The sequence below is a fragment of the Brevibacillus sp. FSL K6-2834 genome, from assembly GCF_038592925.1.
Classification (GTDB): Bacteria; Bacillota; Bacilli; order Brevibacillales; family Brevibacillaceae; genus Brevibacillus; species Brevibacillus borstelensis.
Window position 1 is genome coordinate 3615266 of record NZ_CP151945.1, and the last position, 25987, is coordinate 3641252.

The window sequence follows — 25987 nt, forward strand, 5'->3', positions numbered from 1 at the left end:
GCTCCCCCTTTCCTAGCGGGCGCTCAGTTTAGAAGCAGCCCCATTCTATTCCAGTACGACGATCACATCTCCATCGTTGACAAAATCGCCGCTGTTGACTTTGATCTCGGCAACAACGCCGTCTGCTTCCGCCTGAACCGGCACTTCCATCTTCATTGATTCCAGTACGATCACATCTTGACCGGCTTTGACTTGATCGCCTTTTTGCACCAGGATGTTGATGACTGTTCCTGCCATCGTTGCTGCTACATTCTTCATTTTGCTCGCACTCCTTAGACTGATTTTTGTTTCCGTTCCTGGATGAAACGAGTGGTATAGGTTCCCCGGACGAACTGCTCGTCTTCGAGTACCTCCAGCAAGAATGGAATATTGGTTTTGATTCCGGTGAGGACAAATTGCTGCATTGCCGCTTTCGCCCGCTTGATCGCTTCGCTCCGGTCCGCTCCGGAAGCGATGACCTTGGCAATCATCGGATCGTAGAACGGGGTCACTTGTGTCCCTGTTTCCACACCGTCGTCGATCCGGACGCCCTCCAGCTGCGGCGGCTGATACAGCGTGATCGTTCCCGGCGAAGGCATAAACGTGACCGGGTCTTCTGCATAGACCCGCAGCTCTATCGCGTGCCGGATCGCCTTGATATCTTCCTGAGCAAATGAGAGTTTTTCTCCTCTCGCAATAGCCAACTGCATGGCGACCAGATCAAGTCCGGTCATTTCCTCCGTGACAGGGTGTTCTACCTGCAGGCGTGTATTCATTTCCAAAAAATAGAATTGTTTGTTTCCATCGACGATGAACTCTACTGTTCCGACACCGGTGTAGCCTACAGCACGTGCTGCCTGCACCGCTGCGCTGCAGAGCTTCTCTCTCGTATCGTCGTCCAAAAAGGGAGAAGGACTTTCCTCCAGTACCTTCTGATGTCTTCTTTGGATCGAGCACTCTCTCTCCAGAATATGCAGAACGTTTCCGTGAATGTCCCCGGCGATCTGCACTTCGATGTGACGGGGCTCATCGACATAGCGCTCAATGTACATCGCATCGTTGCCGAAGTACGCCTTTGCCCTGCCCTTTGCCGATTGATACGCTTGCCTCAGCTCGGCTTCGTCACGGCAAATCTGCATGCCGATCCCTCCGCCGCCAGCGCTCGCTTTCAGCATGACCGGATACCCGATCTCCGAAGCCAGCTGCGCCGCCTCGTCAGGAGACTGCGCGGGTTCCTTGCAGCCTGGTACGATCGGGACTCCTGCGTTGTGCATCACGTTTCGAGCCGTCAATTTATCTCCCATCTGGGCGATCACCTCTGGCGATGGACCGATGAAGAGCAGGCCTTCCTCCTGACAGCGGCGGGCAAACGCTGCATTTTCGGACAGCAATCCGTAACCCGGATGAACGGCATCCGCCCCTGTCTGTTTGGCCGCAGCGATGATGGCGTCTACATTGAGGTAACTGTGCGGTACCGGTGGCGGGCCGATATGTACGGCCTCGTCTGCTTCACGGACAAAGGGAAGATCTTTGTCTGCGTCTGAAAACACCGCTACCGTCCCCAGCCCCTGCTCCCGGCAGGTGCGAATAATCCGCCTGGCGATTTCCCCGCGATTGGCGATCAATACTTTTCGCATGGCAACGCTCCTCTCCAAGACCAATCGGCCGGCACCGTGAAACCGTTTGCAACTCGTCCGGACGATTGTCGAAATTGTTTTGCTTCTCTCTATTTTGCCATGAGATATGACATAGTTCTAGGTTGAAATTTAAATTTTTTCCATGGAGACGAAAACATTTTTTGCAAACAGATGGGACAAAAGGAGAAAATGCGCTCAGATGTAACCGATTTTGTGTATAATGATAAGTAATGTTATGGCAAGGCAAAGCGCGTGAGAGGAGTGGCTTACTCATGTTTGAGGTAAAACGTCTAAACATCAACTACAAGACTTTGGAGGAGTTTCAAAGATTCCGCGAATTTGGCCTGGAGGAGCTTTCGATGAAGGAAGACCTGGAGGCGAACATCGTGGAAAACGATTCCGAATCTCCTTTCTACGGCATCTATGACAATGATTTGCTGGTGGCGCGGATGAGCCTTTACAAAATCGACGGCAAGTACGATCGATACTTTGCCCCCGCTCAGGATTACTACGAGCTGTGGAAGCTGGAGGTCCTTCCGGATTATCGCGGCAAGGACTACGGTACTGCTCTGGTGAACCATGCCAAGAGCTTCGGTGCCCCGATCAAGACCAACTCCCGCTGTCGTGCGGATGAATTCTGGTTGAAGATGGGTTTTACTCCGGTCAAGTACAACCCGGTCCGTGACCGCGGCGAAAACCCTTATGTATGGCTCCCAGAGGGTGTCGGACTTCAAGACTGACGGGGTTTGAAAAACGAAAGAAGCGGCTATGCGGCCGCTTCTTTTTCATGATTCGCTGTCCCTTGCAGACTTTCGGGTCTATTTTTCCACCCTCTCCAAATTCCCGTTCTCGTCCATTTTGAAAATGGCTTTCACGGGCTCCTCTTCATTCAAGAAGGCCATTTTCCGTGCACGCTCCATGATTTGAACCAACGCTTTGTAATCCTCGTTGACTCCCTGGACCTGTTCCAAGTCTTTTTTCATCCTGTCGTGCGCTTCCTTCAACTCTTTTATCTCCAAAACCTTTCCTTCCAACTCTTGTTCAAGCTGCCGTACCTTTCGGACCAAATCCTTGTGATTCATCAGCATCCGAATCACTGCTTCAATCTGCTCCTCGGCTGAGCCGCTTGGAGAGAGCTGCTGGACCGGCGATTGCTGTTTTCTCAGAAGCTGTGCCTCTCCATTTACCTCTGTTTGGACAGAAGTAAGCCGTCCCATCTTTTTCAACTGCTGCCGCTGGTTTTTCGCTATCACAATCGCTGCGTCATATCTTTTGCGCACACAACTGTTCCAGCGAAATCCGCATGCGGCCGCCGTACGCCCAAGGCGTTGCCCTACTTCTTCAAAAGCAGCAAGCTGCGTCCCGCCCTCGCGAATATGGCGTAGGGTGACTTCCGCCAACACCAGATCGTCATCTTCAGTCCATGCGTCCTGTCTGGAAGCTACCATGTATGAAGTCCCTCCCGTTACCTTTAAAAGGATGATGTACTCCATCCTATGCTTTTTCCTACTCTGGTAGAATCGTTTTCTACTAGAAAAAGTATGTCCAAGCACACAATTGTTTAAACGGGAGCGGAGCTGGCGAGTTCCTATTCTCTATTTGCCTAAAAATTTCTCTACAAGACGCACGTGCTCGTCATTTCCCCATAGCTCGGCGCATTGGCTGACTTCCCGGCGCGTGCGTTCCGCCAGTGACAACCCTTTTCGCTTCCAGGCGAGCATGTCCATATATGCTTCGATGCTGGCCAAGGGACGGGCGGCGATTGCCGCGGCGAACTGTTCCGTCTCCTCGCGCAGGCGCTCAGGATGGCAGACGCGGTCCACCAGTCCGTAGCCTTTCGCTTCTTCGGCGCTGAGTCTTGCCCCTGTCAACAGGAGGGCCAGTGCTTTGGACTCCGGGAGCTTGTCCAGCAGCCGCGAGCCTCCTCCCCAGCCCGTCGTGATATGGAGCCCGATTTGCACAAAGCCCAGCACTGCGGTTTCACTGGCGAACCGAAAGTTGCAGGAAATCGCAAATTCACTGCCCCCGCCGAGCGCATGTCCATTGATCATGGCAATCGTAGGCTTTTTTGCAGTCTCCACTGCCTGGAGCACATCCGCCACCTTGCTGAGGATGGGCAGAGCCTGCTCCTTGCCGCGAGCAGCGATGAATTGCCTCACATCCCCGCCGGAGACGAAGCTCGCACCTTCCCCGGTGAAAATGATTACTTTGATTTCCTTATCCGCCGAAGCGTCCTCGATTGCCTGCTGCAGCTCTTCTGCCATTTCCAGACTGATCGCATTATGTACCTTTGGACGATGAAAAGTGATTGTCGCGATGCCGTCCCGTTTTTCTACCCGAATCGTTTCCACCCGGTCTCCACCCTTTCTCGCTCGTTTTCCCCATTGTAACCCCCTCTGAAAAAAGAGAAAAGAGAAGGGGGCTACCCTTCTCCTCGAATTAGGAAAGCAGGTTTTTCATAGCAGATTGATTGAAGCCGACGATCAGGTTCTCGCCGTCAGTCAAGATCGGACGTTTCAGCAATTGCGGTTCTTCGCTCAACATTTCCAAAAGCTCGCTCACAGACATATCGTTGATGTCCACATCCAGATTTTTGAATCGCTGACTGCGTGTAGACAGGATTTCATCCAACCCGTTCGTTGTCATTTTGATGATCTCCAGCAGTTCTTCTGATGTGGGCGGATTTTTAAACAAATGACGCTCTTCATAGTTCACTCCGTTTTCCGCCAGCCATGCCTTCGCCTTCCGACAGGAAGTACAGCTCGGATACGTGAAAAAAGTCAATTTTTGGGTACGTGTACGCTCTGCAACAGCCATCTTATAACCCTCCATCTCATCTATCGCATAATCAGCTATCTAAAAGTAAGCTAATAAAAAAACCTTTTCTACTTTGGATTATAAATGTGGTATTAACACTATGTCAATAGTATTAAATCTAAAAAATACGATTAGATATAACGGCAATCGACAGCGCTAAAACCCATCGGCTGCACACTCTTACCTTAACAATCGAAGAAAAATCGGATACACTTAATGTAATTTGTCAACGGAAAGGGGAGAACGGTATGGAATGCGATGCTCAGAAACTTACAAGCGCTTTGGCTGATTCTACCCGTTTTTCAATATACCAGTACGTTTCCAACAGCAGGGAGCCCGTTACCGTTCAAGACGTGGCCGAACACTTCTCGATCCATCCCAATGTAGCCCGTCTTCATCTGACCAAGCTTGAGGATGTCAATCTGCTCAGCTCAGCTTCTGACAAGAGCGGAAAAGGCGGGCGTCCCAGCCGTCTATATTCGCTTTCCGATCAGGTGGTCAGCCTGCAATTTCCTCCGCGAGATTACCGCCTCTTGGCGGACATAGCGATAGAAAGCATCCTTTCACTCGGCGAGGCCGGGGAAGCTGCGCTAACCAAGATGGGCTATCGGATGGGAACGGAAATGGCGAAACGCGCCTTGAAGGAGTTCCCTTTAGATGAAAACAAAGCTTCCTTTGAAGAAAAGCTGGAGCATATACACCGGCTGGTCGTCGCCCAAGGCTTGAAGCCTGACATCGAAGCGCTCCAGGACGGACGTTTGCGCTTTCGCGTATTCAATTGCACCTTTTCCGAAACGGCCAAGCGCTATCCTTCCTCTGTATGCAGGATGCATAACGCCTTGTTGACGGGAATATTTGAAACATACTTTGGGCAAATTGAGTTACGAGAAGACGAATCGATGCTGAGCGGCTGCCGCTCATGCAATTACACGGTAGTCCGCGTACCCGAGCTGGACTGCCAAATGTCGGTTGATTAGCTAAACCAGCAGCATTTACCAAGACAGTCAAAAAACCGTCATACCTTCCCGTTTACACGTCTCCTCCTGTCCTATATAATGGGGAAGGAATCTTGTAAATATTGCCGACTTGCTGCAAAAGGAGGGATTACAGATGGATCGTATGTATCGCGTACTGGGCTTCTGGACGATCGCAATCGCGCTGATGTCGTTCTGGGCTGGCTTGTACCCGATGGCCCTGTTGTTCTTCGGCCTGACCGCATTCTTTGTGGCGCTCAGCTACATGAATCTGACTGAGCGGGCATACTTGAACATCTTCTTCGGTTTTATGTTTGTCTCCTTCGTTGGGTTCACCTATTACACGTTCTTCGTGATGCCGGTAGGACCGCAAGAGCACTCCATGATGATTCAATCGTTTCTGTAAGAAAAAAGATGCTCACATCTGATGAGCATCTTTTTTTCTTGGCATCTTCACGCTGCCGTCATCTTTTCTCCCCGTACTTTTCTGCTGTTTGGAAACGAAACCCGTGACTTGTAACCTCCCCTTTTGCTTGCACCAGCACCCGGAACATCCCGCCCAAGCCCCCTGGGTAAATCAGCTGTTGGATTGCTCTGTTCCGTTTCATCGCCTGGCTGGTAAACGGATCTCTGTCCGTATGATTGACCGCTTTTTCCAGTATCCCGCTCCTGATCAGAAACTGATCCTGGCGCATATACGTGACCTTCTGAAATCCCTCCCGCTCCCCTGCGCGGATCAGCGCGGAGAAATTGACATGCGCCGTAATATCTTTGTCGCCGACATGCTCGTATGGATTATCATCGGCTTGGTGACGGCGGTAGCACATCAGCGTCCCCCGCTTTCTGCTCGGATGGTATAGCTCCTCCTGCAAGTCGCCGTAATCGATGGTCATCACGTATCCAGAACGGAGCAGCCGGGAGAGTTGTGCGAATGTCTCCTCGATTCCGAGATTGGCTTCCACCCGCATGCCTATGGGCAATCCATTGTCAATCTCGGCCAAGTAACGGGCCAGCGGAGGGATCGGGTCCCGATAGCACTCTGCCAATTGATCGCCGTTTTTGGTGACCCATACCTCTTGCCAGCCCTTCTGCGTTTTTTCAGCGATATGTACCGGAAAAGCATCCAGCCACTCATTGGAGAACACGACACCCTGCAGGCTCTCGGATGCTGCCGCTTGCTCGAGACTTTGATAGGTGCGGACGGGCAGCCCCCACTTCGACAGCGCCTGTTTCTGCAGCTCCCTGTGATACGGACTTGCTTCGATCAGGACGACCTGGATGGAATCGAACAAATGCGGAGAGCTCTCCTGCAATCGAGCAAGCATGCCGCTGCACAATGCCCCGGTCCCGCCACCGATCTCTATCAGAGCAGGCGAACGCCATTTTCCCGCGTCCCACATCTCTGCCACCGCGTCAGCCAAGGTCTCCGCAAAAACCGGGTGCACAGATGCACTTGTAAAGAAATCGCCTTCCTTTCCGATCTTTGGGCGGCTGTTTGTATAATAGCCCTCGCTTTCATCATACAACGCCAGCTCCATGAAGCGGACAAACGGGATTGCCCCCTCCGGATGGCTCTCTATTTCCTTGTAAATTCTGGATATTGTCGTCATCTTCACTTCTCCTGCTATCCAAATTCCGCCAACTAAGGCTATAATACGAAAAGAGATCATACAATGTGGTGAGAGCGTATTTGGCTAGTTGCTCCAATCACGCTACGAAACAAAAGGTGAAGAGATGCGTAAAATTTTGCTCGTGTTACTGCTGGCCGCGATTCCGCTTACCGCTTTTGCCCAGGAAGCGCCTCCTTTGGAACAATTGATCCTGCAGCAGCACTTTACACAAAAAGAACTGGAAAGAACCTTGGGCCTGATTAAACAGGAGGAAGGAAAGCTGAGCGGGGAAATAGCCCGTCTCGATCTGGACATGCAACGGCAAAAGGCAGTCATCGAAGCGATGAGGAGACATGCTGGTGAAGTCGCCAGAGCCTATTACATGGGAGAACGAGTGTCGTTTCTGACACTTCTGTTTGATGCCGAGAATTTCAACGATTTTCTGTTGATGTTTGAGTTTCTGCAGCTTCTCTATGAGCGGGATATCTCGCGCCTGGAAAAATTTCAGGCAGAACGCGCCAAGATGACAGCTCTGCAAGCAGACAAGCTGGAACGGTTGACGGCCCTGCAAGACCTGCGCAAGCAATACGAGCTGCAGCTGGCCGAAATGCTGGCCGTCCAGACGGAAAAAGAAAAAAACCTGCAAATGGTTGGAGATGCAACCAGCGTGCAATCGCTGATGGACCATTTGATCGTCGATTGGCAAAAACGCGGTCTGCCCGCCTTCCAAACCTTCTTTACCCAGTTGTCGACCGTCATGTTCCAAATTCCCGAGCTGGCGACACCGGAGAGAATCCAGTCGGAAGGGCTGTTCCTTCACACGCTGACGATCAATCAGAATGATTTCAACCAGTTTCTGATGAGTAAAAACGACCTGTTCAAACAGTCTCGTTTTCAATTTGAAAACAATCAGCTCATCGTTGAAGGTGAATACGATCACATGAAGCTTCGGCTCGTCGGATCATATGAGCTCGTTTCGCCGAAACAGTTGAAATTTAAGATCAATGAATTGTATTTCGACGGCTTTGCCCTGCCTTCCTCCACTGTTGAAGAGATGGAGAAGCAGTACGACCTCGGCTTTTATCCGGAATTGATCTCCCCGAACATTCAGGTGCAGGGGATCAGCATGATGGATGAAGAACTCCGTTTGCAGCTGAAGGTCAACTTCCCCTTTGGCTTCGGAAAAAAATAAATCCCCCCTTGCACGCAAAAAAGGCCAGCTTCCTAGCTGGCCTCAGGTTGCAGACAAACTCCCTCGCTGAACGAACAGCAGAGGGAGTTTGTTTAATAATTTGATGAAAATACCGAAGGTGTTTTGATCGTTCACCTTTTGGCGACCTGATTTCCATAGCCAGGTCGCCATTTTTTTCAAGTTCATGGCAGCGAAAACAAGCATCGCCTGCATCGTGACCTTCTCCAGTCCTCGTAAGGTCGTCCAACGCATGCCATGCTTTTCCTTCATATCAGCGAATACACGTTCAATCGTTTCTTTCCGTTTGCTATAGATTTGTTTGTTTTCCTCGGTATGCCGGAGGTGGTCTACCTCTTCGAGGTAATCAGCCCAGATGTGGCGACTCACTCTCTTTGTGTAGTCTTTACTTTCCGTGCATTGTTTCAAGAACGGACAACTTCGGCAAACTTGAGAATTTGATCGATAGATACGGTACCCATCCTTGTTTGTTGTCTCATATGTTAAGATTTGCTCGTTCGGGCAGATGTAGCAGTCGAAATATTCATCATACACATATTCGTGCTTTTTAAAAAAACCTTCTTTGGTGCGTGGTCTTGTGTAGGGCATAACGGGGCGAATCTGGTCATCAAGGAGTGTTTTACTGATGTAAGGCGTCTTGTATCCCGAGTCCACTGCCACAGCTTGAGGCTGTGCAAACGTCTTTCGCACTTGATTCAAAACATCCTCAAAAACCTGACTGTCATGCACATTGCCTGGCGTTACCTTGGCACCAAGCACAAATCCATTTCGATCACATGCTGTATGAAAACTATAAGCAAATACACGTTCCTTTTCCCCTTTTACAAACAATCCGCAATCCGGGTCAGTTGTGCTGACTTTCACCTCCTTCTTCGAAGTTTCTGTCTTTTTTTCAAGGGGCTTCTTTCCATGTGCAATACGATCCTGATTGATTTCTTCGTCCAGCAGCTCTTGATATTTCTTCGCTTGTTCTTCAACGATTTCTTTCACGTATTTATGCTTATTCGCACTGGCTTTTACATGCGTAGCATCAATGAAAAGCACATCAGGCTTCACGAATCCATGATGAACCGCCTCCTCCAATATTCGAAGGAAGATCGACTCGAAGAGTTGAGTATCCCGAAAACGGCGAACATAGTTCTTGCCTAGGGTCGTGAAATGGGGAATGGGCTGACTGAAATCATAGCCAATAAACCACCGATAGGCAACATTGGTTTCGATCTCTTTAATCGTTTGTCGCATGGAACGAATTCCAAAAATATATTGGATGAAAGCAATTTTAACTAAGACTACAGGGTCAACACTGGGTCTGCCATTGTCATGACAGTAAAGGCTTTCCACCAAGTCATAGATGAACGAAAAGTCGATTGCATTTTCAATTTTTCTTACGAGATGATCTTCTGGCACCAACTCATCTAGCGAGAATGCAGATATCTGATAACGCCCTTCGGCCTCTTGCTTATTAAGCATAATGCCACCTCTAAAAAATAACTTTTGAAAACGTAACATGTTCTATATTCAACAAAAAAGCCTGCAGACCCTGTTCCTTACGGAACTTTGTCTACAGGCTGAGGCCAGCTTCCTAGCTGGCCTTCGTCTGTTTATTCATCGAATTCAGATGCGTATCCATTTCCTTTTGCAGCCGGTTCAGGAAATCGGCCAGTTCCTTGCCAAGCACAGGCGGCTTCTGACCTTGCTCCATGGCTGAAACAGCGAGCGGTACAGGATAAATGACATAATGACGTTTTCCATTCTTCCGATAATAATGAACATAGGTTGTCGTCCATTCCGCTTTTTCCACTTTGGCTTCTCCTGATTCTCCTTTGTACAAGGTGAGCTTCAGGATCACTCCTACGTCTTTGTAATCCCGGCGTTGGGCGGAAATAAAATTGCCCAGTGAATAGGCAATAAATCCGGTGTGGGTACTCCCATCCTCCAGTGTCATCGTCTTCCATTCATACGGCTGCACGACATGGGGGTGCGCCCCTAGCACCAGGTCGGCTCCGAACTTGATGCACAGCTCGGCAGTCTCCCGCTGCTTGGCGTTTGGCATGCGCTGGTACTCGTTTCCAAAATGGAGCGCGACCGCGACCAGATCGACACCCGCTGCTCTTGCTTTCGCGATGTCTGCCTTGATCAGATCGGGATTGATCAAATTGACCAGGTAAGGCTTATCCTTTGGAATCGGAATGCCATTCGTCCCGTACGTGTACGAGAGCAGCGCCATCGTAAAGCCGTCTTTGTTCAAGATAAGCGGCTCATTGCGGCTTGCTTCGTCCCGAAACGTTCCGGTATGGAGCAAGCCGACCCGATCCAACTGATCGATTGTTCTCCGCACGCCCTTTTCTTTTCGGTCCATGGAATGGTTATTGGCTGTCGTCAGGGCGGTAAAACCGAGCTGTTTTAGCGTATCGGCCAAAGAATCCGGGGAATTGAACATCGGATAACCGGAATAGCGCAGCTCTTGCCCGGCGAGTGTCGTTTCCAGGTTGCCGATCAACCAGTCGGCTTCTTGAAAAATCGGTTTCACGTACGCAAATGACGGTGCAAAATCATAGGTTTTTTTATCCGGCAAAAGAGCGGCTTCCAGTTGTTCGTCATGCACCATGATGTCACCTACAGCCATTAGCGTAATGCGCTGCTCCGGAAAACGGGAAAGCGGTGCCGATAGTCCCGCTGCATGGTTGGTGCCGGACTCTTCCGTGGAGACATCTGCTGGCTCGTCTACAGGTTTGTCTGTTGGTTCGTCTGTTAGTTGGTCTGTTGGTTGGTCTGTTGGTTGGTCCGTTGGTTTGTCTGCAGGTGCCTCAGCAGGTAAGTCAGCCGGCTCTTGAGCCGCGGCGGAAGAGACAGGGGCTGCTGTGGTTTGATCGGTCTTTCCTGTCTGCGGGACACATCCAACTGTTCCCCAGCCAAGCGCAACGACGATCACCAGTGAACACCATTTTTTTCTCATGTGTCAGTAAACTCCTTTTGTTTTCCTGTCCTTCCACTCGCTTCCGTGGGGCGCTCTATCGAAGCATCCCCGTTACGTATGGATTGAAGGTTTTCTCTGCGTCGATCGTCGTTTTGGGGCCATGTCCCGGGTAGACGATCGTATCGTCATCCAGTTCAAACAATTTGTCTTGAATGCTGATCATCAGCGTCTCAAAGTCACCGCCTGGCAAATCCGTTCTGCCGATGCTCTGGGCAAACAGCACGTCGCCGCCAAAACAATGTTTCCCTATGACAAACGAACAGCTTCCCGGAGAATGGCCCGGTGTATGCAGAACGCGGAGAGAAAAACCGGCAAGCTCCAGCATCTGTCCATCGGCCAATTCATATTCGGCTGGCTCACAAATAATCGGTTCCGGCAAATTCCAGCGACTGGAACCATTCAGGTCGGGATTCGTCAACCATTCACTCTCCAAAGGATGGATGTAGACAGGCGCTTTTGTCAACGCTCTGACAGCATTCAAACCGCCGATATGGTCCAGATGGGCGTGGGTCAGCAGCACAGCCGCTACCTTTTTGCCTTCCAGTGCACGAAGAAGAGGTTCCGGTTCCATTCCCGGATCGATGACGATACATTCCTGTGTTTCCGGATGGGTCAGCACATACGCATTTGTCTGAAACACTCCAAGCGCAAAGCTCTCGATTTTCATATTGGCCTCTTTCATGTGAAACCTCCTTATGAACTATGATACGATGAAAGAAAACGGCGTAAAGTGGAGTGATGACGATGAAACGAATGTTCGGTGTTGAAATGCAAGCCCCGGCCGGCAAGCTTCCCGGATTCTATGCTCAAGTCATACATAAAATCGGAGACAATGTCAATGTGTTTGACCGCGATGGACAGCTGTTCATCGTTGAAGGCGAGCATGATCGTCAAAAGCTGAACGAGCTGTTGACGAAAGCCTCGATGCTGGGAGAGGAATTCTCCCTTTGGCTTCTCCCTCCCGACACGGAAATCATTCACCTGGATGACATCGGGTTTGAAAGCCAGGAAGGCCATACTTACCTGTATGCAGATCGGGTCGCATTTTTTTCGCTTGATGTATCCGCAGGTGACGATCAGGATCAATGGGCGGCGCTGGAACAAATGAAGGAAACTATCCTCGGGCGCATTCCCTCCACGCCGGCTGATCTGTACCTGATTGATCCTGCCCATGATCCGTTAATCGACGGAATTGCCCGGGCCTACAACATCTCTGTACTCTGGCAGGACAAAGACGTGTAAAAAACCATACGCTACCCGAAGGATGCACGCATGGCTGTTTGCGAACGTTGTATCCCATCTCTGTCAATCGCCAATCGTATCGAAACGAAAACCGATCACCTTGTCATCGTGAATGCTGAATAGCGCCTTGTACTTGCTTCCTTGAAGCGACACTTCCTGCCCGGGCTTCGCCTGGCCATACAGCTCCTGCAAGCGTTGGAAGCTGTCATAGACAGCCAATCCGCGATTCGTGGCAAATTGGGCGGCTTTTTCCGGAGGAACGCCTCCGACTGCGATCGATTTCAAGACACCTTGCTTCACCATGACTATCAGTTGGGTATCGTCGACCAGGAGCAATCCCATGACAACGGTACCGGCTCCGGAAGCCATTTGGTCCAACGTATAGCTCTCTCTCGTCACAGCATCCATAAAATCGGCCTTTGCCGGCTTCAGGACGTCCATCGCCTCTTTGACGTTTTGTCCCAAATAAATGCCGCGAATGCCGTATTCTTGCGGATTTTCCGGATCAAATGCGGCGGACAATCCTCCCTTTGCCGATTCAGCCGATCCGCACGCCTGAAGCAGAAAGACTGTCAGCAGGAAGCAAATTGCCAAAAGTCCGTACTTTCTTCTCATGCCTGCTTCTCCCTTTTTTTCTCAAAATTGCACAAGGCTATCTTATCGCAAGAGCTGTGCAAGGGGCAATAGAGCGTACGGTACCCGGGAAAGGGAAAAGGATGCCTCCTATTGCTTCGGGCCGCTCACCTTTTGCCGCGGCTTGTTGGGGATATGGTTTCCGTTCATATTATGCTTCCAGCACTCGAGAATTTTTAGGAGCGACGCAAAAAACGGAGAGCCGAAGACTGCGACGATTCCCCACATCCACGTACCCAACTGCCAGGAGTTCTCTACAAAAGCAGATGGGGCACCGACTAGAATCAAAGCCGGGTCTAGCCGGAGAAAACCAAAAATCAGACCGGCTGCGACAACAGAGATGAGCAAATTCAGGAATTTTTTGTAGTGGGAAAGCCGGGCAGCATGATTGTGATCCTCCAGCCTGTCTTCTTTTGCTTCGTAATCTGTATTTAGAAAAGGTACGACCGATTTGACAGCCTCTGTCACCCCTGCGGCCGCGCTGGAAACCGCCGTGATGTAAATCAAAAAAGAAATAGATGTATCCAGTGTAACCATGCTTCACTCCCCCCTTGCTTCATCTTTATGGGGAAAGAGACAACCATAGCACATTCGGATATTTTCACCAGCGACAATTTCAAGTAACATTTTTTTGTATGGATACGAAGATGGAAGGCGGTAATGCGAATGAACATTGCACATGCTTGGGATCATTACGATGTAGTCCGCAGTCTTACGCTTGCTACGCTGCAGGCAACGAAGGAAGAGCAGGCCGACATTGTGCCGGAAGGGTTTTCCAACAATATCCGCTGGAATATTGGCCACGTTTTATTTACCCAGGATGCTCTGCTCTACGGGGGAAAAGCTCCGCACCTCCCCGAATCTTATGCGGCCCTGTTCGGCCCCGGCACAAAACCTGCCGATTGGCAAGGGGAGCTTCCTACCCTGGAAACATTGAACCAACAATTGGCAGAGCAAACGGAACGGATTAAAAAAGAGTTTGCCGATCGCTTTGAAGAAAAGCTTCCCAGCCCGTTCAACCTTCGCGGAAAAGCCGAAATCGATACATTTGGGGGCATGTTTTTATTCAGCTTGTACCATGAAGGCATGCACGCAAGCACGGTTACATTGTTGAGAAAAGCTCTGCAAAATCAAGCTTAGCCGTTTGCCCGGGATACCGGGCTTTTTCTTTTGCCTGACAGGAAGTCAAAAAAAATACCACCCGAGAGGTGGCTAAGAGTTTATGGCAGTTCGACCTTGCTGAAATTAAGTATTTGATTGAATATTCAGAACTGAAATCACCACGGGCAGGCCCATTGTGGACCACCATTCAGACATACGCAATCCGGATGAGGTTTTGGCGCTTTGCAGCCAGCGCAAGCTTCCGAATTTGCCGTGACTGAAGAGGACAGCGTAAAAACCAGAGCTGCTCCGAGTAGAATACCAGCCAGTTTTTTCATTGTTTTCACCTCCTTATTTACTATATATTCACTATATTCCATATATTCCCTTTATCGAAAAAGCACTTTATTTGTCGATTCGTTGTCTATCTTTTTACCAAAAGATTGCTGATCGCGTTTTTAGCCATAAATCAAAACCGCTCCCAAATTGGGAGCGGCCGTGTCGAACCCGTTGCTATGGGGTAGTACCGATTATTCTCTTTAGCTCCTCAACCTCCGTAACAGAGTTTGTCTTACCTAAAGAGTACGGTGTCCGCCAGTTCGATCGATATCGAGAGCGTGATCATGACCATCCACGGTTCTTCGCCTCCTGGAAGGCTTTCGCCGATTTTGATTCATGGATCATCGGGTTCGACAATCCTAGTATGTCCGGATTCGCTTGCACTATGCACACTTACAGCAAGTCTGCCGCAAGCTGTGCCAGAACGCTGCGCTCCCCTTTTTCCAAGCGGATATGACCAGCCAGTTTCTGATCCTTAAACATCTCCACCACGTACGTAAGTCCATTGTTGCTCTCGTCCAGGTATGGATGGTCGATCTGCTCTGGATCTCCCATCAATACGATCTTCGACCCTTCCCCCACCCTAGTCAAAATGGTTTTCACTTCATGCTTTGTCAGGTTTTGCGCTTCATCAATGATAATGTACTGCTCCGGAATGGAACGCCCGCGGATATACGTCAGCGCTTCTACCTGAATGCTGCCCATCCCTGCCAATATTTTGTCAAGGTCACCGGAGCGTTTTGTATTGAACAAATACTCCAAATTATCGTAAATCGGCTGCATCCAGGGACGAAGCTTCTCTTCCTTCTCACCGGGCAAATAGCCAATGTCTTTCCCCAACGGGACGATTGGCCTTGCTACAAGCAGCTTCTTGTATGTTTGCAAATCTTCAATTTGCAAAAGCCCCGCGGCCAATGCCAGCAAGGTCTTCCCGGTACCCGCTTTTCCTGTCATCGTCACCAGCGGAATATCCTCTCGCAAGAGCAATTCGAAAGCCATCCGCTGCTGGACATTGCGGGCCCTGATTCCCCAGATCGGATCGTCGTCAGCGACCAGCATCTCCAGATTCTTTCCATCGATGTCAACCTTCCCGATAGCCGATATGGACGGATTCAACTCATCCTTCAGCACCAGGAACTGATGGGGATAAAAACGCTGCTGCGGAAAACAGGTGGAAAGTGACAACTTTCGGCTGCCGTAATAATTTTTGATGATTTCCGGGGCAACCTGCATTTTGTGATAACCACTGTAAATGTGGGAATACTCGCCGACGACGCGGTCCGAAAGAAAGTCCTCGGCAATCAGTCCAAGCGCATCAGCTTTCACTCGCATCAGGGCATCCTTCGAGACGAGTATGACAGGGCGTGGTTGAGGCAAGAGGTTTTCTTCTTCCTGCAAGTTAAGCGCTACCGCCAGAATGCGGTTGTCATTGGTCATTTCCGTAAATTGCTTTTGAAGCTTGGCAAGCGAGGAATGGTTCAATTCGACGCGCAATAGCGCACCCGTTTCCAAAAGGATGCCTTGATGCAGATGCCCCAATTCGCGAAAGCTGTCAAACAGCCGCGACACATAACGAGCGTTGCGGCCAATCTCGTCCATATAGCGCTTTTTGGAATCAATTTCTTCCAACACCACGGCGGGTATGACGATTTCGTTATCCGCAAAGGAAAACATCGCTCGTGGATCTTGCAGGAGTACGTTGGTGTCCAGCACGTAGATTTTCTTCAAAATCTCGCCTCCTATTACCCATCTGTTATACCCTATGCAATTGCGGGTGGGATGCTCAGTAGCCGCGACGTGATGTACTACAGTCTATGTCGGCAAGAGTGAAGATAGACGAGTCCCGCATGAAAAGGTGGACAGGAGAACAAAATACAGATAATCATGCATGACTTGTGTGGGAGCAACTTAAGAAGCGAAGGAGAATGACCGTGAAGCGGACAGCCGTACTTGTACTCAGTGTCAGCCTGCTGCTCTCCGCCTGCATGTCTGGCAACAAGCCTCCCGGGAATCAAGCAGCACCGCAGCCCGGGAAACGGGCAGATGAAACGCAGCGCGTACAGCAAACAGCACCGTCCCCTGGCTATAACCAATCGTCACAAGCTACTGCAGACCGGCTGGTTCAACTGGCCACCCGTGTACCAAACGTAAAGGATGCCACCGCTGTTGTATTGGGCAAATGGGCTGTTATCGGCATCGACGTCAACGCCCACCTGGATCGACCTGAAGTAGGGGTCATCAAATATACAGTGGCAGAAGCCTTGAAGGAAGATCCCCAAGGCGCCACTGCGCTCGTAACGGCCGATCCCGACATCGTTCAACGCTTGCGGGAAATGTCCACTGATATGCAAAAAGGCCGGCCCGTGGCGGGTATTGCGGAAGAATTGGCTGATATTGTCGGACGCATCATTCCCCAAGCCCCTCGCGATGTTCAAATGAAAGAGGAAGCGCCATCCAGAGAAAACGAACAACGCCTGAACAACAGCGGCAACGCAAAACCGGAAGGAAATCGCAAAATACCGGTCAACCGGCAGTAAAAAGCTCCTCAATAAAAAGGCATTCTCCCGGTTATGCCCCGGAGAATGCCTTGCTTTTGCTTTCAGATAAAGCGGCCTCTACACCTTCAAGCGCCTGTTCCAGGTCGCGGACGAGGTCGTCAGCGTCTTCCAGTCCGGCGGATAAGCGAATCAATCCGTCCGTTATACCGCGACGCTCTCTTTCTGCCGCTGGCATAGCGGCATGTGACATCATCGCCGGATACGACAGAATGGTTTCTACGGCTCCGAGACTGACCGCTACGATCGGAAGCGTAACCCGATCAAACAAAGCCTTCGCCCGCTCTCTGCTGCCCACATCAAAGGACAGCACGGCTCCGTGGCCGCTCGCCTGCCTCGATTGGAGCTGGTGGCCGGGATGACCCGCTAGTCCCGTATAATGTACCTTTGCAACGGAAGGATGATTTGCGAGCCATCGAGCGATCTTTTCCGCTGTTTGGGTGCTTACATCCAGTCTGGCTTTCAGCGATTTCAGCCCGCGCATCACCAGCCAGGAATCCTGCGCTCCGAGTACCGCTCCCATGCCGTTTTGGATAAAGTAAAGCTGTTCACCCAGCTCAGCATCCTTGGTAACAGCCAGCCCTGCAACGACATCGCTGTGGCCGCCGATGAACTTCGTCGCTGAGTGGATGACGATATCTGCTCCGAGTTCAAGCGGACGCTGGTAGTACGGGGTCAGAAACGTATTGTCGACAATGACTATGATATTCTTGGCCTTTGCGATATGGCAGACAGCTGCGATGTCTGTCACCTTCAACGTCGGATTAGAAGGTGTCTCCAGGTAGATCCCGCGAGTGCGAGGAGTGACGGCTCTCTCCACTGCCTCTACGCAGGTCGTATCCACGAACGTAACGTCAATATTCATGCGGGACAACACTTTGGTCAAAAAGCGATACGTTCCGCCGTAGACATCTTCTGCCACGACAACATGATCGCCCGCGGAAAACAGCATAAACACGCTGGAAATCGCGGCCATGCCGGAAGCAAATGCAAATCCCCGCGCACCGCCCTCCAGGACGGCAATCGCCTCTTCCAATGCATGCCGGGTCGGGTTGCCGGACCGCGCATAGTCGTATGCGCCCGGACGGTCCAAATCCGCTTGGTGAAACGTAGATGCCTGGTAAATCGGCGTGGATGCCGCACCGGTCACCGGATCGAAACAAGATGTCCCGTGAAGCAGTTTCGTGGCAAATTTCATCGTCTACACCCTTCCGCTACCAGACTTGCATCGAGAGCCTGTATCAAATCATGAATCAAATCATCCGGATGTTCAACTCCTACCGACAATCGCAGCAAACGATCACAGACCCCGACGTATTCTCGAATTTTTTGCGGAATGTCGGCATGAGTCTGTGTCGCCGGATACGTGCACAAAGACTCGACGCCTCCCAGACTCTCCGCAAAAGAGATGATGCGCAAGTTTTCCAAAAACGGCCCCACCTGAGCAGAGAAGCGAACGCGGAAGGACACCATGCCGCTGTAACCGGTCGCCTGTTTGCTCTGAATCTCGTAGCCGGGATGATCGTCCAATCCCGGATAGAATACATCGGTGACCGCCGGATGCTCCCGCAGTTCGCGCGCAACCTGGAGAGCATTGCTCTGATGTCGCTCCATACGCAAAGCGAGCGTCTTCATGCCTCTGACCAGCAGCCAGCAATCCTGTGGGCCGAGGGTTGCACCGATGGAATTGTGCAAAAACCGGACCTTTTCAGACAACTCAGCGCCTTTTGTCACAATCAGGCCAGCCAGCACGTCATTGTGGCCTCCAAGATATTTCGTCCCGCTATGGAGCACCAGATCTGCCCCCAGCTCCAGTGGACGCTGATAGTACGGCGTCATAAAGGTATTGTCCACGATGGTCAGCAAACCGCTTCGTTTGGCGATCCCGGCTACGCAAGCGATATCCGTTATTTGCATCAGCGGATTTGTCGGCGTCTCGATGAGAACGGCTTTTGTCTCCGGACGGATCGCGCCCGCAAATGCCTGAAGATCGCGCAGATCAACATAGCTGAACTGGAGCCCGTAGCGGGAAAGGACCTGCTCAAAAAGACGGTATGTCCCACCGTATAAATCAAGCGAAACGATCAAATGGTCGCCTTGAGAAAAAAGTCCCATGACTGTGTGAATCGCTGCCATCCCGGAAGCACAGGCAAAACCGGCATCACCGCACTCGGCCTCTGCGATCGCCTCCTCCAGCACCTTGCGTGTCGGATTGGCCGTACGGGTGTAATCGTATCCGGTACTTTGACCAAGAGACGGGTGGCGGTAAGCGGTCGCATAGTAAACCGGGAAGCTTACCGCGCCCGTGATCGTATCACGACCTACCCCCGCCTGTACCAGTTTCGTTTCCAGATGCATAGCAATCTCTCCCTCTGCTTTGATGTTGAGGGCATGAAAAAGCCCTCTTTTCTTTTGAAAAGAAGGCTTTGTTTACGTCGCCGCAAGCAAACCCTTCTCATCTTTCAGAGCATGATTTGCTCTGCAGGAATTAGCACCAGTATCGTCCTGTTAACAGGAAAATTGGTTGCCGGGCATCATCGGGCCAGTCCCTCCGCCTCTCTGGATAAGAAGTTTGCTATTCAATTTGTTGATCCTAATACTAACGGAAATATCGAGTGATTGTCAACAGATATTTCCTCTTCGTTTTCACCCGTTTTCTCTGTTACTCCGCTTTGCGCAGTGCTGTCATCACCTGATTGTCCAGCTTCGCCGCCGCATTTTTATCATATGTTTTTTCATACTGCGGTTCTACGGAGATACGGGAACCGTAGAACATGACATCACGCACCGCCTCAATGGTAACCTCCACCATCGCCAGCTTCAGGGGAACCTCCTCCATCCGCTCACTCTTCAATACAGCCCTTCCGTTAATGGCATAAGAAGAGCCAGCACCAATCAAATGCAGAACCACTTGTGGCTGCTTGGCGATATTGGTCAAGATGCGTGAACGGTTGTCTACCGCAAACCGGATGACTTGCGGCGATGCCGCAAACGTCCAGGAAAGCGAGCTGAGCGATGGCGCCCCAGACTCATGGTCAATGGTGCCCAATGTGATAAACCGCTCCTGCTGCAACAACCCGAACAGTTCCTCCGAAAGCGTTTGGGATACGGTCTCAGCCATTCCGAAGCCTCCTTGTGTAAGTTTTGTACGTCTATTGTACCCGCCAAGGAAGAGATAGGCAAACCTTTCCGGCATGCGCTTGATTCTTCCCCTTTTTTTCCCTACACTGTTACTTAACTGGTAACCATAGGAGACAGGAGGAGAAACCAGATGTCACAAAGCCCCACAGACCGCCTGTTGTCAAAGATTGACCAGCTCCTCGAAGAAATTCAGGAGGCACGCAAATTAAATGACCGGATGGACAAAATCGCCATGTTTTTAGAGGATATCCGTCTGGCAGATGTCATTCAAAATTATACAGCCCCGCGCAAGCTGCTTTGGATCAATTTCCTGGCAGGTCTGGCACGGGGCCTGGGACTGACGATCGGAACAGCCATCGTACTGGCCATTCTCGGTTCCGTCCTGAGCAAATTCCTCTCGATTCCCATCATCGGGGACTACATCAGCCAACTGATGGATTATGTCTCCACCTACCGTCAGCCCTAGTCAAATGGAATGATTGGCAAGCTGCCCGGAGCAGAAAGAAGATTGCCATTCGCGGTCGCTCAAGAATGCAACGGATTAGTCGTTGTCGCGATCGTCGTTATCGTCATCGTCTCCGTCATCGTCATGGCCATGCTTTTTCCAGTAGCCATACGCATTTCCGTTCGGATGCTTTTTGTCTTTGTCCTTCTTTTTCTTATCTTTATCTTTATCGTCATCAACTTCGTTTACTGGCGTACCGTGAGGAATGTCAGCTTGTGCTACGACCTTCCCGTCAACGACTACTTCCAGATGGACGGACTTGGCGCTGTAAGAACGATTTTTGTAAGAGAGCTCCACTTCGAACTCCCCGTCATCGTCTATCTTGACCTCGTGTTTTTTGCCGTCCGGAGCGATTACATACAGCTTCGCTTTTTGGTTTTTGGAGAATCCTGCGATTTCCCCTTCTACTTCAATTTCCTTATCTTTGGCGTCAAGCTTGGCGGTTCCGGTAATTTTGTATTGGGCAGGCTTCGGCTTTTCCGGCTTGGTCGGTTTATCCGGCTTGTTGACAACAAGCAGATCGACGGATTCCGAATCAAGCTTCTTGCCGTCCTTGTACACCTCAATCAATACTTTCCCTTTGTCAGCCTCTACATCCTTCATGGTGACTGAATAGGAGCCGACACCGTCCCACAGCTTTTTCACGCCGGCGCCTCTCTTGTCTCCGTCATAGGTCACGACTACTTTGCCTGCCGTAAGGTTTACAATGCCGTTTACTTTCAATTCACCCTTTTTGCTATCCAAAACAGCCTGCGTATGAATCAAAACATCGGAATCTACAACAGTTCCCGAGTTGATCCGCACTTCGCGGGTATCGACCAGTTTGTCGTTGACGTAAGCTTTCACTGTCGCGTATTGCGGAGTCGCACTCACAGTGGCCGCAAAGCTCACCGAAAAGCTGTCGTTGGCCGTTGGCACGACTTCGATGCTGTCGCCATTTGGCTTGACAACCACGACTTTGGTTACTTCATCCGTTACTTCACCTTTCAGGTAGGTGGTGCTTTCTTTTGTCTCTGGAGTTAGGCTGACAAAGCCCTGCTCGGTTTCGTCAAAACGTACTTCGAGGTAAATATCGGAATAGTACTCCTTGTAAATCCGGTTCCACTCCGCCTCATTTTGCTCAATGTACGTTTGCATTTTTACGTCGAGATTCAGTTTGTCCACTACAATGTACAAGTGATCTGCCTGCGTTTTCAGCAACAGATTGAGCGTGGCCGGATCGTTTGTTGCCAGCTCTTTCAGATTGTAGCGAGTCACTTGCTTGCCTTCTTCATTCATGACAACCTTGATCGCACTGCTGCTTCCGGTTGTACTGGCATTGGCCAGCAGCGGCGTTACGCCCCCAATTATCGTAGCGGCAGCCACAACTGCCAGCACGGGCCTGGTCATGTATTTTTTCATTGATGTACTTCCCCTTTCCATGTTTTCCCTCAATGCCCTGGGCACAGTTACAGACGAGGGCAACCTTGGAAAAGTTGCAGAAATAAAAAATAGGGCCCCGCCAAAGCATGCAAGGCGGAGCCATCTTGTTTCAGAACAGTGATTATGATTCATTGTATCGCGGTTCAAGCTCGATTGCCCTCAGCAGGGATTCTGCCTCCTCACGATCGTATCTCCGTTCGACCTTCTCTTGATTGCATAGAACGGAAACCACGTAGCTGTCTTCATTTGCCTCGTAGGTCAGGTTGCTCGCCTGATGATCCTCTTTGAGAATGGCCTCAAAAAAGGCGGCAGTATCAGCGGCGGAGCGATCGTCCGGACGAGCATCCGCAACAATCCTGATCTGCAGCCAATTGGCCAATGCATCCTCACGCTTCACGTGCGCTCCCCCTCACTTTCTGCTGCTTCCTTCCGGCTTAATTCTGACCTTGACGATCACCAGGATGGCAATCGCTACGAGCAGGGCGCTTTTCACAGGCAGCTGCACATCCAGAATGCCAAAGATCAGAGCGCCGATAAAGAGCAGTACGTAAAGCAAAATTGTTTTTAAAATGGGCATTCGCACACGAGTGGCAAATCCCATGTAATAGACAAGTATCAATTGTACAAAAATGATCCACACCCGGTTATGATCAGCCCACATCCGAAAGCTGTCATAAGCCGAAAGTCCCTCCGTTGAAGAAGGAGCATAGGTAGAAACAACCTCAAACCATTCCATCTTTAACCCTCCTGCCCTGCGGCCATACTGCTTCGGGTAAGCGCTCGCAAACCAGCGAATTCTCCCCCGCATTTTCTCTCGTATGTAATGATGTTTCCCAGAGGCTCTTGCACTGGTTTACCCCATCCTTATCACTTTATCAGTTGCCTTGAAACCTGTCAAAATGCTGTGACTGCAGGTTGACAGACTGGCATGCATTCTCGTCCTGTTTTTTTCATACGTTCAATAGAAAAGAAGCGGTCGGGAGGGGTTCGCATGAAGCACGCTCAGGTACAGGCAAGCCTGCAGTTTCTGCAGGAGCGCTTCGGTTATTCTGTCATGCATGATTCTCGGCGAAAGAGCGGGAATGGGGAGATCCGCACGATTATCGCCCAAAACCCGGAGGGAGTTGTACGCATCCTGCAAAGCACCGCACGAAAAGGGTCGGAATCTGTGCAGCAAATCATCTTGTCCGAGGTCGAAATGACGATTATCAAACAGTTGCTTTAGCCGGCAGGCTGGAATGACTCCCCTTTGACGTGGTATAGTGGACGGGATCACAACTCTTTGAAAGAGGTGGAATCCTTGCGTATTTACGACATCCCCGTCACAACCATCGCTGGTGAAGAAACGACACTGGCCCGCTACAAGGGCAACCTGCTTCTGATCGTCAACACTGCCAGTGCTTGCGGGCTGACTCCGCAGTACAAAGGACTGCAGGAATTATATGAGCGCTATCGTGACCGCGGTTTGGTCGTACTTGGTTTTCCGTGCAATCAATTCGGCGCTCAGGAGCCTGGTACGGCTGAAGAAATTTCGGCATTTTGCGATCGAAATTACGGAGTGACTTTTCCCCTGTTTGCCAAAATTGATGTAAACGGACCGAATGCTCATCCCCTGTATCAGTATCTGAAGCAGCACGCCCCCAACGAGGAAAACCAGGACATTGAATGGAATTTTGCCAAATTTCTGGTCGACCGTGAAGGAAACGTCGTCAAGCGGATTGATCCGCGGGTGAAGCCGGAAGAATTGACCGGGCTGATCGAACAGTATTTGCAGTAGGGGCAAACCAGTTCATACACATTGGTCTCGGGTGAATGCCTGCGATGTTTTTTGCCTCTTGGCCGAAGCAATTTCTTGCTGAGAAAATGAAAAAGCCGCCCTTTTACCAGGCGGCTTTTTGCATGGTTACTTTCGTATCCGGACAGTATGTCATGCCAGACAAAATTGCGTTTGCCTCTGCAAATCAAGACTGAGACGCATAGCGTTTTTGCTTCTCGTAGCGTTCGCGCTCCGATTTGGTCAGATACTTTTTACGCAAACGAACGGATTGCGGGGTAACCTCGCACAGTTCGTCGTCATTCAGATATTCCAGCGCCTCTTCGAGCGTCAAGAGACGAGGCGTTTTCATTTTCACGGTATCATCCTTCGTTGCCGAACGGACGTTGGTCGCGTGCTTCTCTTTGCAGACGTTTACGGTCAGATCGTTGTCGCGGTTGTGCTCGCCGACAATCATTCCTTCGTATACCTCGGTACCCGGCTGGATAAACATGATGCCGCGGTCTTCGACGGACATCAGACCGTACGTGGTGGCCGTTCCCGTTTCATTGGAGATCAACACGCCTGCATGGCGTCCGCCAACGCTGCCCGGAACGAGCGGACGGTAGCTGTCAAAGGAGTGGTTCATGATGCCGTATCCGCGTGTGATCGTCAAGAACTCTGTACGGTAGCCGATCAGACCACGGGACGGAATGATGAATTCCAGGCGAACCTGGCCAAAGCCGTTGTTGATCATGTTGACCATTTCAGCTTTGCGTTGGCCAAGCGTTTCCATGACGGAACCGGTGTATTCTTCCGGCACGTCGATAATCAGGCGTTCGGCTGGCTCCATCTTTTGGCCATCGATTTCCCGCACGATTACTTCTGGCTTGGATACGCCCAGCTCAAAGCCTTCACGACGCATGTTTTCAACCAGAATGGACAAGTGTAGCTCACCGCGTCCCGATACGATAAACGCATCCGGAGAATCCGTTTCGTCTACGCGAAGGGATACGTCAGTCTCCAGCTCGGCCATCAGGCGGTCGCGCAGCTTGCGGGAAGTTACGTGTTTGCCTTCGCGTCCGGCAAACGGGCTGTTGTTGACGAGGAATGTCATTTGCAGGGTCGGCTCGTCAATTTTCAGCAGCGGCAATGGATCCGGATGATCTGTATGGCAGACAGTTTCCCCTACGTTGATATCCTCGAGACCGGCGATGGCAACGATATCACCGGCTTTTGCCGTTTTTTGCTCAACACGCTGCAGGCCAGAGAATCCAAACAGCTTTTGCACGCGCATCCGTTTAACCGAGCCGTCCCGTTTTACCAGGGCAACGGTGTCATTTACGTTCAGCACACCGCGGTAAATACGGCCAATCCCGATGCGGCCGAGGAAGTCATTGTAGTCCAGCATCGTAACCTGCATCTGCAATGGCTCTTCGGAGTTCGCTTCCGGAGCTGGAATGTGCTCGATGATCGTCTCGTACAGCGGACGAAGGTTTCCTTCCAGTTTGTCCGGCTCCATACCCGCAATCCCTTGCAATCCGGATGCGTATACAATCGGAAACTCCAGTTGATCTTCGGTTGCGTCGAGATCAATAAAGAGGTCGTAAACTTCGTTGATGACTTCTTGCGGACGTGCATTATCACGGTCCACTTTATTGACCACGACGATAGGCGTCACTTTTGCTTCCAGCGCTTTTTTCAATACAAAGCGAGTTTGCGGCATGCATCCTTCAAAAGCATCGACGATCAACAGAACGCCGTCCACCATGCTCATAATCCGTTCTACCTCGCCGCCAAAGTCGGCGTGCCCAGGAGTATCCAGAATGTTGATGGTGTACTCGTTGTACTTAATGGATGTGGTCTTTGCCAGAATGGTAATTCCGCGCTCCCGCTCCAGGTCATTGGAGTCCATCATCCGCTCTTCAACCTGCTGGTTGCTGCGGAATGTACCGGATTGAATCAACAGTTTGTCCACCAATGTCGTTTTACCGTGGTCGACGTGTGCAATAATTGCGATGTTGCGTATGTCAAGACGCTTCATGTAAACCTCCTCTAGTATGCGTACCTTCCATATTAACAGGTAGAGAAA

At 50.7% G+C, this 25987-nt stretch carries 29 protein-coding genes and 1 riboswitch; of the genes, 10 read left to right on the plus strand and 19 right to left on the minus strand.

The window, feature by feature from the left end:
* Positions 1 to 45: 45 nt before the first annotated feature.
* Complete coding sequence (locus tag NST96_RS17890; RefSeq protein WP_003386282.1) at positions 46 to 258, minus strand: acetyl-CoA carboxylase biotin carboxyl carrier protein subunit; 213 nt, start codon at positions 256 to 258, stop codon at positions 46 to 48.
* A gap of 14 nt (positions 259 to 272) precedes the next feature.
* Complete coding sequence (locus NST96_RS17895; protein ID WP_024983990.1) at positions 273 to 1616, minus strand: acetyl-CoA carboxylase biotin carboxylase subunit; 1344 nt, start codon at positions 1614 to 1616, stop codon at positions 273 to 275.
* 272 nt (positions 1617 to 1888) lie between these two features.
* Here NST96_RS17895 and NST96_RS17900 point away from each other — a divergent pair, with 272 nt between their 5' ends.
* Complete coding sequence (locus tag NST96_RS17900; RefSeq protein ID WP_003386284.1) at positions 1889 to 2356, plus strand: N-acetyltransferase; 468 nt, start codon at positions 1889 to 1891, stop codon at positions 2354 to 2356.
* Between the two features lie 78 nt (positions 2357 to 2434).
* Here NST96_RS17900 and NST96_RS17905 read toward each other — a convergent pair whose 3' ends face one another.
* The 3 genes from NST96_RS17905 to NST96_RS17915 all read right to left on the minus strand — a co-directional run bounded on the left by NST96_RS17905 (position 2435) and on the right by NST96_RS17915 (position 4433).
* Positions 2435 to 3064, minus strand: coding sequence for an RsfA family transcriptional regulator (locus NST96_RS17905; protein ID WP_024983991.1), 630 nt, complete (start codon positions 3062 to 3064; stop codon positions 2435 to 2437).
* Between the two features lie 147 nt (positions 3065 to 3211).
* Positions 3212 to 3967, minus strand: coding sequence for an enoyl-CoA hydratase/isomerase family protein (locus NST96_RS17910; protein ID WP_003386286.1), 756 nt, complete (start codon positions 3965 to 3967; stop codon positions 3212 to 3214).
* 88 nt (positions 3968 to 4055) lie between these two features.
* Positions 4056 to 4433: a Spx/MgsR family RNA polymerase-binding regulatory protein gene (locus NST96_RS17915; protein WP_003386287.1), complete on the minus strand. Its 378-nt coding sequence runs from the start codon at positions 4431 to 4433 to the stop codon at positions 4056 to 4058.
* Positions 4434 to 4681: 248 nt separating this feature from the next.
* Here NST96_RS17915 and NST96_RS17920 point away from each other — a divergent pair, with 248 nt between their 5' ends.
* Both NST96_RS17920 and NST96_RS17925 read left to right on the plus strand, forming a co-directional pair.
* Positions 4682 to 5410, plus strand: a complete 729-nt coding sequence (locus tag NST96_RS17920; RefSeq protein ID WP_024983993.1) for a helix-turn-helix domain-containing protein — start codon at positions 4682 to 4684, stop codon at positions 5408 to 5410.
* A gap of 133 nt (positions 5411 to 5543) precedes the next feature.
* Positions 5544 to 5813 carry a DUF2626 domain-containing protein gene (locus NST96_RS17925; protein ID WP_003386289.1) on the plus strand — a complete coding sequence of 90 codons (270 nt, stop codon included), beginning with the start codon at positions 5544 to 5546 and terminating at the stop codon, positions 5811 to 5813.
* A gap of 58 nt (positions 5814 to 5871) precedes the next feature.
* Here the strand turns inward: NST96_RS17925 and NST96_RS17930 are convergent, their stop codons facing one another.
* On the minus strand, positions 5872 to 7017 hold the full coding sequence (locus tag NST96_RS17930) for an SAM-dependent methyltransferase (protein WP_024983994.1): 1146 nt from the start codon (positions 7015 to 7017) through the stop codon (positions 5872 to 5874).
* A 124-nt stretch (positions 7018 to 7141) separates the two neighbouring features.
* Between NST96_RS17930 and NST96_RS17935 the strand changes: the two genes are divergently transcribed.
* Entirely contained in the window at positions 7142 to 8209 is a 1068-nt protein-coding gene (locus tag NST96_RS17935; protein ID WP_003386291.1) for a hypothetical protein, read from the plus strand.
* Positions 8210 to 8251: 42 nt separating this feature from the next.
* Here NST96_RS17935 and NST96_RS17940 read toward each other — a convergent pair whose 3' ends face one another.
* The 3 genes from NST96_RS17940 to NST96_RS17950 all read right to left on the minus strand — a co-directional run bounded on the left by NST96_RS17940 (position 8252) and on the right by NST96_RS17950 (position 11886).
* Entirely contained in the window at positions 8252 to 9697 is a 1446-nt protein-coding gene (locus tag NST96_RS17940; RefSeq protein ID WP_024985259.1) for an IS1182 family transposase, read from the minus strand.
* Between the two features lie 112 nt (positions 9698 to 9809).
* Positions 9810 to 11183: a CapA family protein gene (locus NST96_RS17945; RefSeq protein ID WP_342404271.1), complete on the minus strand. Its 1374-nt coding sequence runs from the start codon at positions 11181 to 11183 to the stop codon at positions 9810 to 9812.
* A 55-nt stretch (positions 11184 to 11238) separates the two neighbouring features.
* Entirely contained in the window at positions 11239 to 11886 is a 648-nt protein-coding gene (locus tag NST96_RS17950; protein ID WP_342404272.1) for an MBL fold metallo-hydrolase, read from the minus strand.
* Between the two features lie 62 nt (positions 11887 to 11948).
* On the opposite strand from NST96_RS17950, the gene NST96_RS17955 reads away from it, so the two are divergent.
* Positions 11949 to 12446 carry a hypothetical protein gene (locus tag NST96_RS17955; protein ID WP_227277550.1) on the plus strand — a complete coding sequence of 166 codons (498 nt, stop codon included), beginning with the start codon at positions 11949 to 11951 and terminating at the stop codon, positions 12444 to 12446.
* A 63-nt stretch (positions 12447 to 12509) separates the two neighbouring features.
* On the opposite strand, the gene NST96_RS17960 is transcribed toward NST96_RS17955, so the two are convergent.
* Positions 12510 to 13061 (minus strand): hypothetical protein, encoded by a 552-nt coding sequence (locus NST96_RS17960; protein ID WP_003386296.1) that lies wholly within the window; start codon positions 13059 to 13061, stop codon positions 12510 to 12512.
* 108 nt (positions 13062 to 13169) lie between these two features.
* The gene (locus NST96_RS17965) at positions 13170 to 13616 is read right to left on the minus strand and encodes a hypothetical protein (protein ID WP_003386298.1); all 447 of its coding nucleotides are present in this window, start codon (positions 13614 to 13616) and stop codon (positions 13170 to 13172) included.
* A 129-nt stretch (positions 13617 to 13745) separates the two neighbouring features.
* Between NST96_RS17965 and NST96_RS17970 the strand changes: the two genes are divergently transcribed.
* Positions 13746 to 14219, plus strand: a complete 474-nt coding sequence (locus NST96_RS17970; protein WP_003386299.1) for a DinB family protein — start codon at positions 13746 to 13748, stop codon at positions 14217 to 14219.
* A 693-nt stretch (positions 14220 to 14912) separates the two neighbouring features.
* Here NST96_RS17970 and NST96_RS17975 read toward each other — a convergent pair.
* Positions 14913 to 16247: a PhoH family protein gene (locus tag NST96_RS17975; RefSeq protein ID WP_003386300.1), complete on the minus strand. Its 1335-nt coding sequence runs from the start codon at positions 16245 to 16247 to the stop codon at positions 14913 to 14915.
* Positions 16248 to 16444: 197 nt separating this feature from the next.
* On the opposite strand from NST96_RS17975, the gene NST96_RS17980 reads away from it, so the two are divergent.
* Complete coding sequence (locus NST96_RS17980; protein ID WP_172920694.1) at positions 16445 to 17056, plus strand: YhcN/YlaJ family sporulation lipoprotein; 612 nt, start codon at positions 16445 to 16447, stop codon at positions 17054 to 17056.
* Between the two features lie 31 nt (positions 17057 to 17087).
* Here the strand turns inward: NST96_RS17980 and NST96_RS17985 are convergent, their stop codons facing one another.
* The 3 genes from NST96_RS17985 to NST96_RS17995 all read right to left on the minus strand — a co-directional run bounded on the left by NST96_RS17985 (position 17088) and on the right by NST96_RS17995 (position 20195).
* Positions 17088 to 18272 (minus strand): aminotransferase class I/II-fold pyridoxal phosphate-dependent enzyme, encoded by a 1185-nt coding sequence (locus NST96_RS17985; protein WP_031932802.1) that lies wholly within the window; start codon positions 18270 to 18272, stop codon positions 17088 to 17090.
* Entirely contained in the window at positions 18269 to 19432 is a 1164-nt protein-coding gene (locus tag NST96_RS17990) for an aminotransferase class I/II-fold pyridoxal phosphate-dependent enzyme (RefSeq protein ID WP_171506289.1), read from the minus strand. Before NST96_RS17990 ends, NST96_RS17985 begins: the two co-directional genes overlap by 4 nt.
* Before the next feature lie 94 nt (positions 19433 to 19526).
* Positions 19527 to 19644: riboswitch (SAM riboswitch) on the minus strand.
* A gap of 92 nt (positions 19645 to 19736) precedes the next feature.
* On the minus strand, positions 19737 to 20195 hold the full coding sequence (locus NST96_RS17995) for a pyridoxamine 5'-phosphate oxidase family protein (protein WP_024984000.1): 459 nt from the start codon (positions 20193 to 20195) through the stop codon (positions 19737 to 19739).
* Positions 20196 to 20345: 150 nt separating this feature from the next.
* Between NST96_RS17995 and NST96_RS18000 the strand changes: the two genes are divergently transcribed.
* On the plus strand, positions 20346 to 20681 hold the full coding sequence (locus NST96_RS18000) for a DUF5665 domain-containing protein (RefSeq protein WP_003386306.1): 336 nt from the start codon (positions 20346 to 20348) through the stop codon (positions 20679 to 20681).
* Positions 20682 to 20756: 75 nt separating this feature from the next.
* On the opposite strand, the gene NST96_RS18005 is transcribed toward NST96_RS18000, so the two are convergent.
* The 3 genes from NST96_RS18005 to NST96_RS18015 all read right to left on the minus strand — a co-directional run bounded on the left by NST96_RS18005 (position 20757) and on the right by NST96_RS18015 (position 22878).
* Positions 20757 to 22121, minus strand: coding sequence for a hypothetical protein (locus NST96_RS18005; RefSeq protein ID WP_342404273.1), 1365 nt, complete (start codon positions 22119 to 22121; stop codon positions 20757 to 20759).
* Between the two features lie 142 nt (positions 22122 to 22263).
* On the minus strand, positions 22264 to 22539 hold the full coding sequence (locus tag NST96_RS18010) for a hypothetical protein (RefSeq protein WP_003386308.1): 276 nt from the start codon (positions 22537 to 22539) through the stop codon (positions 22264 to 22266).
* A 12-nt stretch (positions 22540 to 22551) separates the two neighbouring features.
* Complete coding sequence (locus NST96_RS18015) at positions 22552 to 22878, minus strand: YlaH-like family protein (protein ID WP_003386309.1); 327 nt, start codon at positions 22876 to 22878, stop codon at positions 22552 to 22554.
* Between the two features lie 255 nt (positions 22879 to 23133).
* On the opposite strand from NST96_RS18015, the gene NST96_RS18020 reads away from it, so the two are divergent.
* Together NST96_RS18020 and NST96_RS18025 are read left to right on the plus strand one after the other, a co-directional pair.
* Positions 23134 to 23367, plus strand: a complete 234-nt coding sequence (locus NST96_RS18020) for a hypothetical protein (RefSeq protein WP_003386310.1) — start codon at positions 23134 to 23136, stop codon at positions 23365 to 23367.
* Between the two features lie 75 nt (positions 23368 to 23442).
* Entirely contained in the window at positions 23443 to 23919 is a 477-nt protein-coding gene (locus NST96_RS18025; RefSeq protein WP_031932800.1) for a glutathione peroxidase, read from the plus strand.
* A 184-nt stretch (positions 23920 to 24103) separates the two neighbouring features.
* On the opposite strand, the gene typA is transcribed toward NST96_RS18025, so the two are convergent.
* Positions 24104 to 25939 (minus strand): translational GTPase TypA, encoded by a 1836-nt coding sequence (typA, locus tag NST96_RS18030; protein ID WP_003386312.1) that lies wholly within the window; start codon positions 25937 to 25939, stop codon positions 24104 to 24106.
* Positions 25940 to 25987: the final 48 nt, after the last annotated feature.